Here is a 16743-nt window from a genome sequence, read left to right on the forward strand (position 1 = left end):
CAAGAAAATAACCTCATCTTGACGTCCGAAAATAGAACATCAGAGCCCGATACTCGAGAGCATTCTTCACTGACGAGAAGTACTTGATATGGCTCGTTGCCTGCGCGCCACCACCTCGGCTGAGGAACCGAAATCAACCTGTGCGCCGGCATGCAACACAAGCATCTTGTCTGCTTGCCGAAGAATGTTCGACTTGTGAGTGATCAAGATCAACGTGATACCCGTTTGCTTCATGCGGGCCACAGCCTGTGTCAACATGGCGGCGCCCATTTCGTCCAGATTGGCATTGGGCTCATCAAGTACGACCAAGCACGGCTTGCCATAGAGCGCACGTGCCAAGCCTACGCGTTGCCGCTGTCCGCCCGACAGCCCTTTGCCGTTCTCGCCCAACTGGGTTTGATAGCCTTCTGGCAATTGAAGAATCAATTCATGCGCTCCAGCCATCTCGGCTGCAGCAATCACCTTGGATTCGTCCGCCACATTAAAGCGAGCGATATTCTCGCCCACAGTGCCAGCAAACAGCTGCACGTCCTGCGGCAGGTAGCCAATCAGCGCTCCAAGAGTCTCCGGCTGCCATTGATTCAATGGCACACCGTCCAGCAGCACTTTCCCACGCAGTGGTTGCCAAGCGTTCACTAGGCAACGTGCCAAGGTACTCTTGCCTGCCCCGGAAGAACCCACGACTGCCATAGTCTCGCCGGGTTCCAATTTGAAGCTGATGCCACGCAGCGTCAGCTGCGTGCTGTCGGGTAGCGCCGCCAATAGTTGTTCAACATGCACTCCCCCCTTCGGTTGAGAAAAATCCATGCCTCCGGCCGGAGGTGAAAATGCGTCCAGCAACTGGCTCAGACGGCGCCTAGCTTCCTTTACATGGACCCAATGCCGCGACGCACCGACGATTTGATCAATGGGCGTCAGCGCTCGGCTCAAGAGCACCGAACCAGCGATCATCATCCCCGCTGTCATTTCATGCCGCAGCACCAGCCACGCGCACATGCCCAACGCCAGCGACTGCATGGTCAGGCGCAGCGCCTTGTTCCAAGCTTGTATTCTGGTCATGCGAACCTGGGCCAAGCTCTGCTCACGCACATACGCCTGATGCCGATCTGCCCAGCGGCGACGCAGATTGACGAGCATTCCCATGCCTGCGATCACATCGGCATTGCGCAAATTGGCATGAGCCTCGCGATTCGAGGCAATCATCAACTCCCCCGCCTTTTGCAGATGCGATCGGCTTACCCGTTCGTTCAGCCATCCCAACGCCAGCAGCACCAAAACACCGCCCAGTGCAAACCACCCCAATGCCGAATGAAAATAGAACATCAGCAGTACATATACCGGAGACCAAGGCGCATCAAACAGCGCCAGCAACCACGGCCCAGTCGCAAACTGGCGTAGCTGCTGCAGATCTTCCAACGGTTGCAGAGCATTGAGCCTGCCAGTCTTGAGATTGGCAGCAAATGCAGCATCAAAGACGCGAGCCCCTAGTTTCTTATCGAACTCGACGCCAAGACTCCACACCACCATCCCACGCGCCCACTCCAGCGCGCCAATGATTGCATACGCCATCAAAACAATAATCGTCAACATCCATAAGGTCTCTTCATTACCGGAAACCAGCACACGATCATAGATTTGCAACATATACACCGTCGGCGCCAGCATAACTACCGCCATCACACCAGAAAAAACGCCTGCATGAACGAGCGCACTCCGATAGGTCAATAAGGCCTGCGCTAGTTCGCGCCCCCCTCCATTGTCTGGCTGGAACTGTCGCATGCTCATCGCATCTCTCTCCCCGTGCGATCCTTTCTCAATAACAACCAAAGAAGTAGACTTCAAAAAAAAGCCCGCCGAAGCAGAGCTTAGTAGGGAATTTTCATTTCTAGATTCGCGCCATATTTATTTATGTCATCTTGAAGCGCGAAATCGAAGGTAAAGATGAAGAAAAAGTTGAAAAAGAAGGAGGCGAGGAAGTGGAAGACGCAGACTTGGGTTTAACGGCATCTCTGATTTCTCCGCCCAACGCCTTGGCCAGAAATTCCACACGCGTCATTGCCGACTGCATACCAGCTCCATCACTTGGAAGACTTAAGCCCAGGCTTGCCAATTTTTGAATGGCCTCGCTGGTCATCGAAGAAACACCAGTTATATACACCGTAGCCAGAGTCTCGCCGTTCACGACAATGTCCTTGAAAGCCTTTTCGGGAGAGTTATCGGCCGCGCCATCACCCATGCGGACATGCTTTTCCCTTTCCAGCAGGCCCTTCCCTGTCTCAAGGGCTTCTTTCAACATGGCCTGATGGGATTCAGGGATAGGCTCGGCTCCCTGCCGATCAAGGGGCAGGGGTTGCCCACGATACCGTTGTCCATTGAAAAAAACGTCCATAAAACCTCCTGATCATTGGTTTTCATTCAATCTTCAAGCCGCCACATCTAAAATCGTGGGATCACTATGCAAAAAATCATCAGATGCCAGCATTGCGGACAAGGTTGCATAATTCCCCTTGCCATCCTGGATATATTCAATATTGCTGCTTTTACTATTCAGGTAGAAATCCTGAATAACCACCCCATGTTGGACCACCCCATCCACCATGCCTGCTGGTGAATATATCAACAAATTATTGCTGCCCACCAGCCTGAAAGCTTGAAGATCAGACAAATTCGCACCATTGAACACCAGCACATCATCGCCACCGCCATACCCAGGCACTTCTGCGGCGGTTCGCCCATCGTTGACGACATCGATCCCGGTATTCGCGGTGTACCAATAAACATCATTACCGTAGCCACCGTACAGACGATCGTTTCCCTCGCCTCCGTACAAAAAATCATTCCCGCCGATGCCGTTTACCGTATTATCTCCCACTAAGAGATCATCTCCATCCCCACCATACAACCTATCGTCACCATAACCGCCGATAAGCACATCAGTTCCTCCAAACCCATATATCGTATCGTTCCCGCCCTTACCATCTATGATGTTGTAATCATAGTTTCCATATAGCGTGTTGTCGCGGTCATCCCCATCATCTCCAGAAATCCTTGGGGCCCAATATTCATCAACACCCCTATTACTATTGATAGATTCCATTACTCACTCCATTCATGTCTTCACTAAAAAATTCAAGTAAAAAGTGGCGCCCACAAAAGTCAACACCAGATTCTCACACAGAAAAATATCAATATTTTTTATATAGCACGCCTATTTTTGTACCCAGGTAACGCAACCCGTCAGCAGTAGCTGCTCATAGCTGGTCACTGAGCAGCCCCGCACCTCCCGCCATCGAGAATGTCGTAACCGTCGCCCCCTCATAAATGGCTTCATTCCGCCAACCTCCTTCCCTATTCGAAATTCCGGAAACTGACGACACGACGCCATCGCGCCCGCCCCTCGAAATTTTCATGATTTTCTCCAATTGAAAAGAACCATAAAAACGCCGAAATTGAGATTGGCGCGTACAAGAAATAACATCGACCTCACATCCAGGAGAAGACAGTTTTTTTTATATAGCTCACCAAATCTTTCTATATCCCGGAAAAATGCACCGGAGCGCGAATCCGCAGCCGCTAATGGCTTCAGCGTGGTTTCACGTCACAGATGACTGGACCCCGAGCGTCGCCAGCAGCAATTCCTGCTGGCAGGCAAACGGTCGTTTTGAAATCTCCCGCCCACGAAAAAACCCTCCGTTTTACGGGAGGGTTCATCATCAATCCAGCTCTCGCGAACGAAGCCGTTGATCGTCAGCAGCAGCCAATCCGTTTCTTTCCCCCGTAGCGCGCGTCCTGGCGCTCGCGGAAGAATTCTTCGTAGCTCATCGGCTCCTGGTCAGGATGCGTGCGCCGCATGTGCGCCACATACGTTTCGTAGTCCGGCACGCCGACCATCAGCCGGAGCGTCTGCCCCAGGTAGCGGCCGGCGGCGCCGGCCGCGGAACTCATGTTGCTGAACAGCATGCGTCGTCTCCCTGGTCCGCTCAGTCCGCGCCGGCGGGAGCCGGCAGCGTTTCGTACGGCATTTCACGCGAGGTCGGCTTGTTTTCGTTGCGTGCGCGCTGCACCGAACGCAGGCCGAACACCACGATGCTCACCACCACGAAGATGAAGATCGCGCACAGGCCGGCGTTGATGTAGTCGTTGAGCACCACGCGCGACATTTCGCCCAGGGACTTGGCCGGAGCCAGGACCTTGCCTTCGGCGATGGCCGCGTTGTACTTGTCGGCGTGCGCCAGGAAGCTGACGCGCGGGTCGGCGTGGAACAGCTTCTGCCAGCCGGCGGTCAGCGTGCATGCCAGCAGCCACAAGGTCGGCAGCACCGTGACCCAAGCGTAGCGGTCGCGCTTCATCTTGAACAGCACCACGGTACCCAGGGTCAGCGCGATCGCGGCCAGCATCTGGTTGGCGATGCCGAACAGCGGCCACAGCGTGTTGATACCGCCCAGCGGATCGACCACGCCCTGGTACAGGAAGTAGCCCCAGGCCGCCACGCACAGGCCGGTGGCGATCAGGTTGGCGGGCAGCGAGTCGGTGCGCTTGAGCGACGGGGCGAAGGTGCCCAGCAGGTCTTGCAGCATGAAGCGGCCCGCGCGGGTGCCGGCGTCGACAGCGGTCAGGATGAAGAGCGCTTCGAACAGAATGGCGAAGTGGTACCAGAAGGCCATCATGCCCGGGCCGCCGATGGCCTGGTGCAGGATGTGCGCCATGCCCACGGCCAGCGTGGGCGCGCCGCCCGCACGCGAGATGATGGTGCTTTCGCCCACGTCCTTGGCGGTCTGGATCAGCTCGGCCGGCGTCACCACGAAGCCCCAACTGGACACCACCTGGGCCACCTGGTCGGGCGTGGTGCCGATCACGGCGGCCGGGCTGTTCATGGCGTAGTAGATGCCCGGCTCGATCACGCAAGCCGCCACCAGCGCCATGATGGCCACGAAGGATTCCATCAGCATGCCGCCGTAGCCGATGTAGCGGGCCTGGGTTTCGTTCTCGATCAGCTTGGGCGTGGTGCCCGAGGAGATCAGGGCGTGGAAGCCCGACACCGCGCCGCAGGCGATGGTGATGAAGAGGAACGGGAACAGGTTGCCCGACCACACCGGACCAGAGCCGTCGACGAACTGGGTCAGCGCGGGCATTTTCAGCTCGGGCGCCACCACCACGATGCCGATGGCCAGGCCGACGATGGTGCCGATCTTCAGGAAGGTCGACAGGTAGTCGCGCGGCGCCAGCAGCAGCCATACCGGCAGCACCGAGGCGATGAAGCCGTAGATGATCAGGATCCAGGTCAGACCCTTGCCGTCGAAATCGAACATGGGGCCGATCACCGGGTGCGCAGCCACGTCCTGGCCGAAGGTGATGGCGGCCATCAGGCCGACGAAGCCGATGATGGACACTTCGCCGATCTTGCCCGGACGGATGTAACGCAGGTACACGCCCATGAACAGCGCGATGGGGATGGTCGCGGCCACCGTGAAGGTGCCCCAGGGCGAGTGCGTCAACGCCTTGACCACGATCAGCGCCAGCACGGCCAGGATGATGACCATGATCATGAAGGCGCCGAACAGCGCGATCACGCCCGGGATCTTGCCCAGTTCGGACTTGACCAGGTCACCCAGCGAACGGCCGTCGCGGCGGGTCGAAATGAAGAGGATGGTGAAGTCCTGCACGGCGCCGGCGAACACCACGCCGGCCAGGATCCACAGCATGCCCGGCAGATAGCCCATCTGCGCGGCCAGCACCGGGCCCACCAGGGGGCCGGCGCCAGCGATGGCGGCGAAGTGGTGGCCGAACAGCACGTGCTTGTTGGTGGGCACGTAGTCCAGGCCGTCGTTGTGCTTCCATGCCGGCGTCATGCGCGTCGGATCCAGCTGGAAGACGTTCTTGGCGATGAAGCGGCTGTAGTAACGGTATGCGATCAAGTACACGCATACGGCGGCGATCACCACCCATAGCGCATTGATGGTCTCCCCTCTGGCCAGCGCCACGGTGCCCAGCGCGAACGCGCCCAGTACCGCAACCGCCAGCCAGACCAGGTGCTGACCCAGTCCCTTACTGCTGGTATGCATAAGTGCTCCTCTTGCCTCCCGCCATGCTTTTGGCGTGAAACGCTTTTATCGTCCCGCGGAAGGCAGACTCATTGTTGTGGGGTGGTGGACGCGCGCGTCCACGCAGCGCCGTGTCGACGCGGACGCTAGTATTTCGGTTTGACCACGCAGCAACAAGCGCGGAACTACGCAATTCCACTACGTGTTACTACGGAATGCGCCGCAGCATAATTTTCCGAAAATCGTAAAATCGGCGGTAAATTCGCCTGACCTTTATCGCGCGGCCGCAAATGCTGCGTCGCAATATGCGCACCCGCGCTGATACAAATCCTTTATGAAGCTGCGCCTCAAAATCCTGCTGCTCGCCGCGGTGCCCCTGCTGGTGGCCGTCGCCGCCATCACGGTGGCCGTCTACGTGCAGGGCCTGCAGCTGGCGCAGCGCGAAAAACAAGTGGTGGAAAGCGCCTGGCTGGCCAGCAAGGAAGGCGAGCTGCGCCATTACGTGAACCTGGCCTACAGCGCCATCGCGCCCCTGCAGGCCGCGGCCGACGACGACGCCACCCGCCAGCGCGCGCTGGACCTGCTGGCGCAGATGGAATTCGGCCATGACGGCTACTTTTTCGTCTACGACCTGAAGGGCAGGAACCTGATGCACCCGCGCCAGCCGGAACTGGTTGGGCAGGACCTCTGGGAGCTGCGCGACACCAAGGGCCAGCCCGTCATCCAGAACCTGCTGACCGCCGCCCGGCGCGGCGGCCAGGACGGCGAAGCGGTGCATTACCTGTGGGAAAAGCCGTCCACCCACCAGACCGAGGAAAAGCTGGGCTACGTCGTGGTGCTGGAGCGCTGGGGCTGGATGCTGGGTACCGGCATCTACCTGGACGACGTGCAGCAGGCGCTGGAGCGCATCGACGCCGCCGCCCAGGCCAATATCCGCAGCATGTTCGCCTGGGTGGCCGGCATCGCCGCCGTGTCCATCCTGGGCGTGGCCGCCTGCGGGCTGGCCTTGAACATCAGCGACCACCGGCAGTCCGACGCCAAGCTGCGGCTGATGGCGCGGCAGCTGGTGCGTTCGCAGGAAGACGAGCGCGCCCGCCTGTCGCGCGAATTGCATGACGGCATCAGCCAGGTGCTGGTGTCGATCAAGCTGTCGTTGGAGGCGGCGCGGGAGCGGCTGCGGCAGGCGCTGCCGGCGGAACCGCGCGCGCTGGCCCATATCGACACCCCGCTGGGCGGCGCGCTGGACCGATTGAACACCGCCGTGGGCGAAGTCCGGCGCATTTCGCACAACCTGCGGCCCACGCTGCTGGACGACCTGGGCCTGCCGGCCGCACTCGAACATCTGGGCCGGGAGTTCGCCATTCCCAGCCAGGACGGCGCCCCGCCCCTGGCCGTGCGCCTGCACACCGCCGGGCAGCCGGTGAAGCTGCCCGAGGCCTACGCCACCGCCCTGTTCCGCGTCACCCAGGAAGCCCTGACCAACGTCATCCGCCACGCTGGCGCCACCCGCGCCGACATGACGCTGGCTTATTCGCCGCGCGACCTGCGCCTGACCATCGCCGACGACGGCCGCGGCTTCGACTATGCCGAGGTGCAGCAGGATCCGCGCCGCGGCATCGGCCTGCGCAATATGCGCGAACGCATGAACGCGCTGGCCGGCACGCTGACCTTCCGCTCCACGCCCGACGGCACGGTCCTGCAGGCCTGGCTGCCGCTGCCCGCCGCCCCTCTACCCGCGAGCCCCGAAGCATGAACCACAAGCCCGACGCCATCCGGCTGCTGCTGATCGACGACCACCCCCTGGTGCGGGACGGGCTGCGCCTGCGCCTGGAAACCGTGCCGCAACTGCAGGTAGTGGGCGAAGCGGGCAACGCCGCCGCCGCCCAGGCCTTCCTGGCCGCCTGCATGGCGGAGGACCCGCAGGGCGGCACCCTGCCGCACCTGGCGCTGATGGACCTGAACATGCCGGGCGTGGGCGGGCTGGAGCTGACCGCCCTGCTGCACGAGCGCTACCCGCAGATCGCGGTGCTGGTGCTGTCCATGCACGACAACCCCGAATACATGGTGCAGGCCGTCAAGGCGGGCGCGCGCGGCTATCTGCTGAAGGACGAGCCGGCGCAGGAAATCGTCACCGCCATCGGCGCTGTCATGGCGGGCCGCAGCTACTTCAGCGCGGCGGTGGCGGTGCGCCTGTCGCAGGCCACGGCGCCAGCCACCATGCTGACGCAGCGCGAACGCGACGTGCTGCGCCACATCGCCAGCGGCGAGGCCAACAAGCAGATCGCGCAGGCGCTGGGGCTGTCGGTGCGCACGGTGGAAACCCATCGCCTGAACATCAAGCGCAAGCTGGGCATAGACGGCCAGGCGGAATTGATCAAGTACGCCGTCGAGAACAGAGGAATGTAGCCCCCACGCCGCGCACGCTACGCACGCTTGCTGCCCCCCGAGGGGGCTGTTTCCCCTTGGGGCGGCCCGGCGGGGAAACCCTTCTTCTGGCCTGAGGTAGACTTGCAGCACTACGCTACACCCAGTAAAGCGCCGCCCCCAGGAGTCCCCGATGTCATTGGAAAAGCACTACACCGCCATTCTCGAACAACTAGGGGAAGATCCGTCCCGCGAAGGGCTGGCCGACACGCCGGCGCGCGCGGCCAAGGCCATGCGCCACCTGTGCCGCGGCTATGACCAGAACCTGGACGAAATCGTCAACGGCGCGCTGTTCACCTCCGACACACGCGAGATCGTGCTGGTCAAGAACATCGAGCTGTACTCGCTCTGTGAGCACCACATGCTGCCCTTCATCGGCAAGGCGCACGTGGCCTACCTGCCCAACGGCAAGGTGCTGGGCCTGTCCAAGGTCGCCCGCATCGTCGAGATGTACGCCCGCCGCCTGCAGATCCAGGAAAACCTCAGCCGCCAGGTGGCCGAGGCCGTGCAGTCCGTGACCGGCGCCGCCGGCGTGGCCGTGGTGATCGAAGCCCAGCACATGTGCATGATGATGCGCGGCGTGGAAAAGCAGAATTCGTCCATGGTCACCTCGGTCATGCTGGGCGAATTCCACGACAACCCGTCGACCCGGGCCGAATTCCTCAGCCTCATCCGCTAGCGGGATCCCCCTCCCTCTTTTGGCGCATAGCGCGGGCCCGCCCCGCCGCGCCGGCCGCGCCAGTCCTGGCGTTGCCGGCGCGGCCGGCGGGCCCGGTCCTTTTTGGCTCCTACTGATTAGGGCATCTGGACCTAGCGTTCTGGCTCCATCCGGGCAAACTGGCTCCAGCATGCCGGTCGCGCCGGAGCGCGGCCGTTCCCTCCCGGAGATCTCCATGAACGCGATATTCCGCCTCATCCGCCGCTGCACCCTGGCCGGCCTGGCCGCCGCGCTGCTGGCCGCTCCCGCCTATGCCCAGACCAAGCTGGTGGTCGGCTACCAGCTGATCGTCGGGCCCTTCCTGACAGCGATCGCCGACGGCAGTTTCGACAAGGCATTGAAGGACGCCGGCTATCAGGTGGACTGGCGCCAGTTCACCTCCGGCGGCGACATTTCCACCGCTCTGGCCTCCGGCAGCGTGCCGGTCGGCGTGCTGGGTTCCACCGGCATCACCGCCGCCGCGACCCGCGGCGTGGACATGGAGCTGTTCTGGATCCTGGACAATATCGGCAAATCCGAGGCGCTGGTGGCGCGCAACGGTTCCGGCATCAACAGCACGGCCGACCTGAAAGGCAAGCGCGTCGCCACGCCCTTCGTGTCCACCTCCCACTTCCACCTGCTGGTGGGGCTGGAACAGGTCTGGAAGATCAGCCCGCGCGACGTGCGCATCCTGAACATGCAGCCGCCGCAGATCGTGGCCGCCTGGCAGCGCGGCGATATCGACGCCGCCTACGTCTGGCCGCCCGCGCTGACCGAGATCGCCAAGAGCGGCAAGATCATTGCCGACTCGGAACAGATCGGCAAGGCTAGCGTGCCAACCTTCGACGGCATCGTGGTCGACCGCGCCTGGGCCGCCAAGAATCCCAAGTTCATGGCCGCCTTCACCGGCGTATTGGCCAAGTCCTATGCGGACTACCGCGCCAACAGCGCCAAGTGGACGGCAGACTCGCCGCAGGTCAAGAGCATCGTCAAGCTGATCGGCGGCAAGCCCGAGGACATGGTCGAAGCGCTCCAGCTGCTGGTCTTCCCGACCGTGCAGGAACAGGCCTCCAATGTGTGGCTGGGCGGCGGCAAGGACTCGGGCGCCGCGCGCGCCTTCGCGGCCAGCGCCCAGTTCCTGAAGGACCAGAAGCAGATCGACAAGGCCCTGGCCGACTACAGCCCGCACGTCACGGACAAGTACGCCAAGGCGGCCGAGAAGTAAGGGGCGCTTGCGGCCAAGGCGGCCCGCGCGGCGCCGCCTGCCTCGCGCCACGCAGGGCTGCGCGCAGTCCATCGCAATTAGGGGAGCCGGCATGACCATGCAGTCCTCGTCCGCCACGCAAAGCCTGTGCGCGGAGAAAGTCAGCGTCACCTACCCCGGCCTGCACGAAAGCGGTCCGGTCATCGCGCTGCAAAACGTCAACCTGACCATCCAGCCGGGCGAGTTCGTCGTGGCCCTGGGCGCGTCGGGCTGCGGCAAGACCACCCTGCTCAGCCTGCTGGCCGGGTTCCTGTCGCCCACCGAGGGCGAGATCACGCTGGGCGGCAGGCCCATCGTGGGTCCCGGCGCCGACCGCGGCGTGGTGTTCCAGAAGCACGCCCTGCTGCCCTGGCTGAACGTGCTCGAGAACACCGAGTTCGGCCTGAAGCTGCAAGGCGTGGACAAGGAAACCCGCCGCGCCCGCGCGCGCCGCAATCTGGAGCTGGTGGGCCTGCAGGACTTCCACCGCCACATGATCTACCAGTTGTCCGGCGGCATGCAGCAGCGCGTGGGCATTGCGCGCGCGCTGACCTGCAACCCCGCCATGCTGTTGATGGACGAGCCCATGGCGGCGCTGGACGCGCTGACCCGCGAGACCATCCAGGAGCTGCTGCTGGACATCTGGCGGCAGACCCACAAGATGTTCTTCTTCATCACGCACAGCGTGGAGGAAGCGTTATTTCTGGGTTCGCGGCTGATTGTCATGTCGCCCCGCCCGGGCCGCATCACGCACACCTTCACGCCGGACTTCAACCGGCGCTACCTGGAGACCCGCGATGGCCGCAGCATCAAATCCAGTCCCGACTTCATCGCCATGCGCGAACAAGTCCTTGGCATCATCTATGGCGACGAGCGAGCCTCCTCCCCCCAAGGCCTCCATGGCTAGCGGCCGGACCGGCCACAAACCCGCCTCGCCGGGCAAAGTCTACGGCGCGCCGGGCGCGGGCTATAGCGGCCACATCAGCCTGATCACCAGCCTGGCGCTTCTGGGGCTCTGGTTCCTGGTGACCAGCGCCGGCTGGGTGCGGCCATTGTTCCTGCCTTCGCCCTTGGCTGTGTACGACAAGTTCGTCTCGGCCATGACCGACGGCGTGGCCAACTCCACGCTTACCGAACATGCGCTGGCCAGCCTGTCGCGGGTGTTCGGGGCCTTTTTCCTGGCCTGCGTGACCGCCATTCCCGTCGGCATCCTGATGGGCGTGAACCGCTACGCGCGCGGCATCTTCGATCCGCCCATCGAGTTCTACCGCCCGCTGCCGCCGCTGGCCTATCTGCCGCTCATCATCATCTGGTTCGGCATCGGCGAATTCCCCAAGGTCCTGCTGATCTACCTGGCGATCTTCGCGCCCATGGCGATCGCGGCCCGCGCCGGCGTGCGCTCGGTGTCGATCGAGCAGATCCACGCGGCCTACGCCATGGGCGGCACGCCGGCGCAAGTGGTCTGGCACGTGATCCTGAAGGCCGCCATGCCGGAAATCTTCACGGGCATGCGCATCGGCATCGGCGTGGGCTGGACCACGCTGGTGGCCGCCGAAATGGTGGCCGCCGACCGCGGCCTGGGCTTCATGGTGCTCAACGCCGCCCAGTTCCTGGCCAGCGACACCGTCATCATGGGCATCATCGTGATCGGCGTGTTCGCCTTCGCCTTCGACCTGCTGGTGCGCTATCTGGAGAAATTCGTCATCCCCTGGAAGGGACGGGTCTGAAGCGCGCCCGGGCAATCCCTCATTTCGTCCCCCATCCGGCTCCTCTATCCTCAAGAACGGCGCCTGCGCAGCCGCTATCGGCTGCGCGGCCTAGACAAGGAGCCGTCATGTCCAGCCAGGCCTCGATGCTCAAGCCTGTGTTGTGGGAGCGCCTGTTCGAACGCGAAAGCGCGCCCAACCTGAGCCTGCAAGGGTGCGTGCGCCAGATGCTGGTGTCCGCCATCCTCAGCGGCCACCTGCCGCCCGGCACCCCGGTGCCCTCCAGCCGGCATCTGGCCGACCAGCTGCGCATTGCGCGCAACACCGTGGTGTTCGCCTATCAGCAACTGGTGAGCGAGGGCTATCTGGTGTCGCGCGAACGCAGCGGCCACTTCGTCAGCGACACCGTGATGCGCGGCCATTCGGGGCCGGCAACCGACGCGCAGCCGGCGGATGACGGCGGCACGCCCGGCGTGCGCTGGGAAGAGCGCCTGCGCTTTCGCCCATCCCGCCAGCGCAACATCACCAAGCCGCGCGACTGGCAGAAGCAGCCCTACCCCTTTGTCTACGCGCAGTTCGACCAGGACCTGTTTCCCACCGCCGAATGGCGCGAGTGCTGTATCAAGGCGCTGTCCGTGCTGGACATCCGCAGCTGGGCGCCCGACCTGATCACCCACGACGACCCGGCGCTGATCGAGCAGATCCGCACCCAGGTCCTGCCGCGGCGCGGCGTCTGGGCCGACGCCGAGGAAATCGTCATCACCGTGGGCGCGCAGCATGCGCTCTACCTGCTGGCCGATCTGCTGGTCAACGAGGACACCGTGGTCGGCATGGAAGACCCCGGCTATCCCGACGCCCGCAACATCTTCGCCAGCCACACGCGCAACCTGCTGCCCCTGCCGGTGGACGAACAGGGGCTGTGCACCGGCACCCATCTGCTGGGCTGCGACTACCTCTTCGTCACGCCCGGCCACCAATGCCCCACCACGGTCACGCTGTCGCCGGAACGCCGCCAGAGCCTGCTGACGCTGGCGCGCCAGGCCGACAGCCTGATCATCGAGGACGACTTCGAAAGCGAGAGCCGCTGGGGCGAAGGCGCGATTCCCGCCTTGAAGAGCCTGGACCGCGACGGCCGCGTGATCTACGTCGGCAGCCTGGCCAAGTCCTTCGCGCCGGGCTTGCGCATCGGCTACATCGTGGCCCCGCGCGAGCTCACCGCGGAACTGCGCGCCCTGCGCCGCCTGATGCTGCGCCACCCTTCGGCCTATATCCAGCGCGCGTTTTCGCTGTTCATCTCGCTGGGCCACCATCATTCGCTACTGCGCAGGCAATCGCAGGCCTACCAGGAACGCGGCACCGAACTGGCCCGCGCGCTGGCGCGGCACCTGCCTGACTTCAAGGTCATCCCCATCACGGGATCCTCGTTCTGCTGGCTGCAAGGCCCGCCCTGGCTCAACGCCGTCGAGCTGTCCGAGGCGGCGTTGGCCGAAGGCGTGGTGGTCGAGCCAGGCGACGTCTTCTTCATGGACGGCGCCGACGCGCCGCGCAACTTCCTGCGGGTCGGCTTCACCTCGATCCGGCCGGAACACATCGAGCCCGGCATCGCCAGGCTGGCCAAGGTCGTCGACCGCTACCGCCGTGCCGCCGCCGGCGACAAAAAGGCCCCTGAGGGCCCTGACCTGCATTCCCTAGAGCATTTCGTCTCGTAGGTAGTACCAGCGATACAGCAGGCCCTGGCCCAGCCTGCGGAATGGTGCAAACATATGCCCCGGCAAGGGCGAGTCGTAGATGGGCAGGTCCCAGGCCACGCCGTCCTTGCCCATCATGCGCTGCGCCAGACGCTTGCCCGCATGGGCCGAAAACGCCACCCCATTGCCGCCGTAGCCGAAGGCGTAATAGACCGGCTGCGCCGGATCGGGCTGCGTCACGCGCGGCATCATGTCGTGGCTCACGTCCACCCAGCCCCACCAGGAATAGTCGACCTCCACGCCCGCCAGCGTGGGAAACTTGCGCGCCAGTCCTTCGCGCAGCAACTGCAGATGGCGGGGATGCTGCGCATCCGCGCCGCGCAAGGCGCTGCGGCTGCCGATCTGCATGCGGCCGTCGGGTAGCAAGCGGTAGTAGAAGCGCAAGGTCCGCGTGTCGGTGATGAACACCGTGCTTTTCAGGCCAGCGGCATCGCGTTCCGCCGGCGTCAGCACCCGCGTCACCAGCGAGTTCGACAGCACCGGCATGATGCGGTTGTCCAGCAGGCGGTTGACGCCCTGCGCGGTGTAGCCGCCAGTGGCGAACGCCACGCGCCGCGCGCGCACGTAGCCGTTGGGTGTCTGCAGCCGCACGCCGCCATTCTCGGCGCGCCAGCCCAGCACCGGGCTGCCCGGATGGATGCGCACGCCCAGCGCCCGCGCCTGCCGCATATAGCCATAGGCAAGCTTCAGCGGATGCACGCCCACGCCGTCCGGTTCGTGCATCGCGCCCACCGCCTCGCGGTCGTACACGTAGCGCTCGCGCAGTTCCTCCCGGCTCAGCATCCTGGCGTCATAGCCGAACACCTCGCGCATCACGCGGGCCTCGTTTTCCAGGAACGCCATCTTCTTCTGGCGGTGCGCCGTGTACAGGTGGCCGCCCGGCTGCGCATCGCAATCCACCTGGGCCACCAGGCTCTTCCAGTATTCGAAGCCTTCGCGGATCTCCGCGTCCAGGCGCTTGGCGGTCGCCAAGCCCCAGCGCGCTATCCATTGCGAGCGGTACAGGCGCCCGGACGCGTTCTGGCCTTGCCCGCCGTTGCGGCTGGTGCAACCCCACACCGCGCGGTTGGCTTCCAGCACCACGGCCTTCACGCCGAAATCGCGCGCCAGCGTCAGCGCCGCCGACAGGCCGGTAAAGCCCGAGCCCACGATCACCACGTCGGCGTCGATATCGCCGTTGACGGGACCGTCGTCCTCGGGCGGTTCGCCGGCGGTCGCGACCCAGTAGGTGGGCGCGTAATCCTGGCCGCGGCCGGGCGGGGACACCAGCGGATCATAGGCCGGGTTGTAGGCGCTGATCGCCGTCCGGCCAGCGGAGGCCGGACCTACAGGTTGGAAGGACATTTGAGTATCCATGCTGCGTTCCGGTTGCTGGGTGCGGGTCCGTTCTCAGCCGCGCGCCGGCAAGGCCGGGCGCTGCTTGCGATAAGCGTTCTTCACGCGGATCTTGCCGTCCTGGAAGGTGAAGACGTCCACCATGTCCGCCTCCACGCGGGAGCCGTCGGCGGCGGTGCCGGTGAAGGTGGATTCGGATACGCCGCGGTCGCCGGCGACCCAATGCGTGCCGTTCTTCCACTGCGCATCGGGAAAATTCGTCCACGCCGCCGCAAAGGCCGCCCGCACCGCCTCGCGTCCCTCATGCCGCGCGCCCCATCGCTCGGGGCCGGCCACGGTCTCGAACACGCAGTCGTCGCTCATGAAGGACATCAGGGCGTCGATATCGTGGCGGTTCCAGGCCGCCGCGAATTCGGCCAGCATGTCCGCGGTGACGGTCTTCTGCATTGCATACCTCCGGTAGACGCGGGCGCGGCATGCGCCAGCATTCAGGATCCAAGGTAAGTGAGCCCCCAGGCATGGTCTAGAACCAGAAACGGGAAATCGCTTGCACCAGACGCGTGCGGCTTGCTCAAGCCGCGGCCGGCGCGAGCCAGGCGTCCACGCTTGCGGGGTCGATAGCGCCACGCATGCCTATCAGCACCAGCGATGGCGCATCCAGATCCGCGGGCGGCCTGGCCTGCGTGTCGTAACGCACGCGCCGGCCCGCCAGTTGGACCAGCACCAAGCCATGCCGGTCGGTGCGCACCCAGCCCTTGGCGCGCAGCAGTTGCCTGGGCGCCTCGCGCAGCCTGCTGGCCAGCCGGTCGGCATCGAGCAGCGCGGGCGCGCGCCACAGCCAGCTCTGGAACGGATGGTCGGGCTCTTCGGGCGCTACGGCATGGACGTGCCCAGGATGGCCGCAGGCGCCGCTGGCGCATTCCTGCGTGAGGCGGCGCGCGGCGCCCTCGCTCTCGTCCAGCAGATGGCGCAGGTCCACGCGCCCTTCCCGCGTCTCCACCATCGCGGCGCCGCCGCTCGCCGCGCGCAGCCACTGGCGCAGCGGCGGCAATGCCGCGGCTGGCACCAGATCGGTCTTGTTCAGCACCAGCAGGTCCGCAGCCTTGAGCTGGCGTTCCAAGGTATCGGCCAGCAAGGGATCCGCCGCCAGCGCGCGCACGTTCGCGGCATCGGCCAGCACCACCACGCCCTCCAGCTGCAACATGGGATCGGACATGCCGACCTGCGCGATGCGCCCCGGGTCCGACACGCCGCTGGCCTCGATCACGATCCATTCGGGCAAGGGATCCAGCGCCAGCACGCGCGCCAGCGCGTCGTCCAGGCCGCCCGCCATCGAACAGCAGACGCAGCCGTTGGCCAGCCTGATCACCTGATCGCTGCGTTGCGCGATCAGCCCGGCATCGATATCGACCGGACCGAAGTCATTGACCAGGACCGCAGCGCGGCGCCGGCTGCGGGACAACACGTGATTGAGCAGGCTGGTCTTGCCCGCGCCGAGGAACCCGCCCACCACGGTCAGCGCGATGCGCGGCCCGCCCTGCGGCGTCAT

At 64.1% G+C, this 16743-nt stretch carries 15 protein-coding genes; 7 read left to right on the top strand and 8 right to left on the bottom strand.

Features of this window, described 5'->3' with window-relative positions; genetic code table 11:
- Positions 1-66: 66 nt before the first annotated feature.
- The 5 genes from FOC84_RS31270 to FOC84_RS31290 all read right to left on the bottom strand — a co-directional run bounded on the left by FOC84_RS31270 (position 67) and on the right by FOC84_RS31290 (position 6062).
- The gene (locus tag FOC84_RS31270) at positions 67-1785 is read right to left on the bottom strand and encodes a type I secretion system permease/ATPase (RefSeq protein ID WP_173149203.1); all 1719 of its coding nucleotides are present in this window, start codon (positions 1783-1785) and stop codon (positions 67-69) included.
- A gap of 121 nt (positions 1786-1906) precedes the next feature.
- On the bottom strand, positions 1907-2389 hold the full coding sequence (locus FOC84_RS31275) for a hypothetical protein (RefSeq protein ID WP_173149205.1): 483 nt from the start codon (positions 2387-2389) through the stop codon (positions 1907-1909).
- A gap of 33 nt (positions 2390-2422) precedes the next feature.
- Positions 2423-3097 (bottom strand): calcium-binding protein, encoded by a 675-nt coding sequence (locus tag FOC84_RS31280; protein ID WP_173149206.1) that lies wholly within the window; start codon positions 3095-3097, stop codon positions 2423-2425.
- 650 nt (positions 3098-3747) lie between these two features.
- Positions 3748-3960, bottom strand: coding sequence for a YbdD/YjiX family protein (locus FOC84_RS31285; protein ID WP_088140259.1), 213 nt, complete (start codon positions 3958-3960; stop codon positions 3748-3750).
- Positions 3961-3980: 20 nt separating this feature from the next.
- Positions 3981-6062: a carbon starvation CstA family protein gene (locus tag FOC84_RS31290; RefSeq protein WP_173149208.1), complete on the bottom strand. Its 2082-nt coding sequence runs from the start codon at positions 6060-6062 to the stop codon at positions 3981-3983.
- A gap of 313 nt (positions 6063-6375) precedes the next feature.
- Here FOC84_RS31290 and FOC84_RS31295 point away from each other — a divergent pair, with 313 nt between their 5' ends.
- The 7 genes from FOC84_RS31295 to FOC84_RS31325 all read left to right on the top strand — a co-directional run bounded on the left by FOC84_RS31295 (position 6376) and on the right by FOC84_RS31325 (position 13820).
- Positions 6376-7794: a cache domain-containing protein gene (locus tag FOC84_RS31295; protein ID WP_173149210.1), complete on the top strand. Its 1419-nt coding sequence runs from the start codon at positions 6376-6378 to the stop codon at positions 7792-7794.
- On the top strand, positions 7791-8447 hold the full coding sequence (locus FOC84_RS31300) for a response regulator (RefSeq protein WP_173149212.1): 657 nt from the start codon (positions 7791-7793) through the stop codon (positions 8445-8447). Before FOC84_RS31295 ends, FOC84_RS31300 begins: the two co-directional genes overlap by 4 nt.
- Positions 8448-8598: 151 nt before the next feature.
- On the top strand, positions 8599-9144 hold the full coding sequence (gene folE, locus FOC84_RS31305; protein WP_088140255.1) for a GTP cyclohydrolase I FolE: 546 nt from the start codon (positions 8599-8601) through the stop codon (positions 9142-9144).
- A 214-nt stretch (positions 9145-9358) separates the two neighbouring features.
- On the top strand, positions 9359-10387 hold the full coding sequence (tauA, locus tag FOC84_RS31310) for a taurine ABC transporter substrate-binding protein (protein WP_173149214.1): 1029 nt from the start codon (positions 9359-9361) through the stop codon (positions 10385-10387).
- A 91-nt stretch (positions 10388-10478) separates the two neighbouring features.
- Positions 10479-11312 (top strand): taurine ABC transporter ATP-binding protein, encoded by an 834-nt coding sequence (locus tag FOC84_RS31315; protein WP_173149216.1) that lies wholly within the window; start codon positions 10479-10481, stop codon positions 11310-11312.
- Positions 11305-12132, top strand: coding sequence for an ABC transporter permease subunit (locus FOC84_RS31320; RefSeq protein ID WP_173149218.1), 828 nt, complete (start codon positions 11305-11307; stop codon positions 12130-12132). The genes FOC84_RS31315 and FOC84_RS31320 overlap by 8 nt, the downstream gene beginning before the upstream one ends.
- 107 nt (positions 12133-12239) lie before the next feature.
- The gene (locus FOC84_RS31325; RefSeq protein WP_173149220.1) at positions 12240-13820 is read left to right on the top strand and encodes a PLP-dependent aminotransferase family protein; all 1581 of its coding nucleotides are present in this window, start codon (positions 12240-12242) and stop codon (positions 13818-13820) included.
- Here the strand turns inward: FOC84_RS31325 and FOC84_RS31330 are convergent.
- The 3 genes from FOC84_RS31330 to FOC84_RS31340 form a co-directional block, all read right to left on the bottom strand.
- Complete coding sequence (locus FOC84_RS31330) at positions 13800-15215, bottom strand: NAD(P)/FAD-dependent oxidoreductase (RefSeq protein WP_173149222.1); 1416 nt, start codon at positions 15213-15215, stop codon at positions 13800-13802. The genes FOC84_RS31325 and FOC84_RS31330 overlap by 21 nt on opposite strands.
- A gap of 33 nt (positions 15216-15248) precedes the next feature.
- On the bottom strand, positions 15249-15641 hold the full coding sequence (locus FOC84_RS31335; protein ID WP_173149225.1) for a nuclear transport factor 2 family protein: 393 nt from the start codon (positions 15639-15641) through the stop codon (positions 15249-15251).
- A gap of 124 nt (positions 15642-15765) precedes the next feature.
- Positions 15766-16743, bottom strand: a complete 978-nt coding sequence (locus FOC84_RS31340; protein ID WP_173149227.1) for a CobW family GTP-binding protein — start codon at positions 16741-16743, stop codon at positions 15766-15768.

Origin of the sequence: Achromobacter pestifer (genome assembly GCF_013267355.1) — a bacterium.
In the GTDB taxonomy this organism is placed as follows: Bacteria; Pseudomonadota; Gammaproteobacteria; order Burkholderiales; family Burkholderiaceae_B; genus Achromobacter; species Achromobacter pestifer_A.

Excerpts from the sequence above, each read along its gene's own strand:
- FOC84_RS31320 (WP_173149218.1), top strand. The coding sequence starts at position 11,305 with ATGGCTAGCGGCCGGACCGGCCACAAACCCGCCTCGCCGGGCAAAGTC.
- FOC84_RS31270 (WP_173149203.1), bottom strand. The coding sequence starts at position 1,785 with ATGAGCATGCGACAGTTCCAGCCAGACAATGGAGGGGGGCGCGAACTA.
- FOC84_RS31295 (WP_173149210.1), top strand. The coding sequence starts at position 6,376 with ATGAAGCTGCGCCTCAAAATCCTGCTGCTCGCCGCGGTGCCCCTGCTG.
- FOC84_RS31285 (WP_088140259.1), bottom strand. The coding sequence starts at position 3,960 with ATGCTGTTCAGCAACATGAGTTCCGCGGCCGGCGCCGCCGGCCGCTAC.
- FOC84_RS31340 (WP_173149227.1), bottom strand. The coding sequence starts at position 16,743 with ATGACGCCGCAGGGCGGGCCGCGCATCGCGCTGACCGTGGTGGGCGGG.
- folE (WP_088140255.1), top strand. The coding sequence starts at position 8,599 with ATGTCATTGGAAAAGCACTACACCGCCATTCTCGAACAACTAGGGGAA.
- FOC84_RS31275 (WP_173149205.1), bottom strand. The coding sequence starts at position 2,389 with ATGGACGTTTTTTTCAATGGACAACGGTATCGTGGGCAACCCCTGCCC.
- FOC84_RS31280 (WP_173149206.1), bottom strand. The coding sequence starts at position 3,097 with ATGGAATCTATCAATAGTAATAGGGGTGTTGATGAATATTGGGCCCCA.
- FOC84_RS31290 (WP_173149208.1), bottom strand. The coding sequence starts at position 6,062 with ATGCATACCAGCAGTAAGGGACTGGGTCAGCACCTGGTCTGGCTGGCG.
- FOC84_RS31335 (WP_173149225.1), bottom strand. The coding sequence starts at position 15,641 with ATGCAGAAGACCGTCACCGCGGACATGCTGGCCGAATTCGCGGCGGCC.
- FOC84_RS31300 (WP_173149212.1), top strand. The coding sequence starts at position 7,791 with ATGAACCACAAGCCCGACGCCATCCGGCTGCTGCTGATCGACGACCAC.
- FOC84_RS31325 (WP_173149220.1), top strand. The coding sequence starts at position 12,240 with ATGTCCAGCCAGGCCTCGATGCTCAAGCCTGTGTTGTGGGAGCGCCTG.
- FOC84_RS31315 (WP_173149216.1), top strand. The coding sequence starts at position 10,479 with ATGACCATGCAGTCCTCGTCCGCCACGCAAAGCCTGTGCGCGGAGAAA.
- tauA (WP_173149214.1), top strand. The coding sequence starts at position 9,359 with ATGAACGCGATATTCCGCCTCATCCGCCGCTGCACCCTGGCCGGCCTG.
- FOC84_RS31330 (WP_173149222.1), bottom strand. The coding sequence starts at position 15,215 with ATGGATACTCAAATGTCCTTCCAACCTGTAGGTCCGGCCTCCGCTGGC.